The sequence below is a fragment of the Aneurinibacillus danicus genome (assembly GCF_007991215.1).
Taxonomy (GTDB): Bacteria; Bacillota; Bacilli; order Aneurinibacillales; family Aneurinibacillaceae; genus Aneurinibacillus; species Aneurinibacillus danicus.
In genome coordinates, this window is the sequence record NZ_BJXX01000270.1 from 1 (window position 1) to 1349 (window position 1349).

General features: G+C 46.1%; 1 protein-coding gene. It reads left to right on the forward strand.

The window, feature by feature from the left end; translation table 11 throughout:
* The coding region (locus tag ADA01nite_RS21665) for an IS4 family transposase (RefSeq protein WP_146812495.1) at positions 1–1348 on the forward strand (1348 nt) is incomplete at its 5' end.
* Position 1349: the final 1 nt, after the last annotated feature.

The following is a 1349-nucleotide window of genomic DNA, read 5'->3' on the forward strand; positions in this document are numbered from 1 at the left end:
GGAACAAAACAATCAACTGCCAAATGAACTGAACGCGGTTTTTAAAGAGTTAGAAATTCTTAAACACTTGCGAAACGCCAACATCCAAAAGAATCTAGGGTTCACCTGTTCGTATTTGTTTCAGCTCGTGTTTTGTCTCATTTTCCGACACAAAAACTGGTGGCGGTTATTAGATTCTAAAAAATCGGATGCGTTACCGGCGAAGGATGCGGTGTATCGCTTTTTAAACCATTCCAAGTTCGCTTGGCGTCGGTTTTTATTGACTTTCAGCGCGGCTACTATTCAAAAAGTGAGCACGCTTACGGACTCCAAACGAGTCCGCGTGTTCATCATCGATGATTCCATGTTTGATCGAAATCGAAGTAAAAAAGTCGAGCTTCTTGCGCGCTGTGTCGATCATTCATCGCTCAAAAAGCGTTTCTACAAAGGCTTTCGTATGCTTACACTCGGCTGGTCAGATGGTCATTCATTCATGCCGGTTGATTTTTCCTTACTGAGTTCCACAAATGCTCAGATTAACGGTATTTCCAAAAAGATCGACAAACGAACATCCGGATACAAGCGCCGTATGGAGGCATTGCAACCCGCACCGCAACTCATTCCGGCGATGCTTCAACGTGCCATTTCCGCGGGCATTCAAGCGAGCTATGTGCTGATGGATACATGGTTCACGCAACCGCCCCTTATTCGATCCGTTGTCGAACAAGGTCTTGACGTGATCGGCATGGTCAAAACGACGAACCAGCGTTATGTCGTGGATGGGCAGTTTGTATCATTAAAGCAACTGTACCGATGTGCACAACCGACCGGACGGAAACACGGTATTCTTCGATCCATCCACACGGTCATGGCCAATGGCGTGCCGGTTAAAATCGTCTTTGTCCAAAACCGAAATAAGAAAAGCGAATGGCTCGCCATATTGAGCACAGACTGTACCCTTTCTGAACAAGAAATCGTCCGGATTTACGGAATGCGTTGGGATATCGAGGTGTTCTTCAAGACCACCAAGTCGCTGTTGCGTCTCCAAAAAGAGTTTCAAGGGCGTTCGTATGACTTACTTATCAGCCACACCACCATTGTATTTTCCCGTTATATCGTCCTCTCTTGGCAGAATCGGTGTCACACCGACCACCGTACGCTAGGCGGTTTCTTTTACGAGCTTTGCGAGGAAATACAGGATCTTGATTGGGCTGTCGCACTCCAGAAGTTGGTCGAGCTTCTTCAAGATACCCTGAAAAAGACGAACAGCCGAATCAAAAAAATCATCGAAAATCAACTTCAGCAGTGGATAGCCAGCCTTCCTAGTTATATCAAGGCTTATTTGCCGATTTCACTCTGCGAAAGTTGAG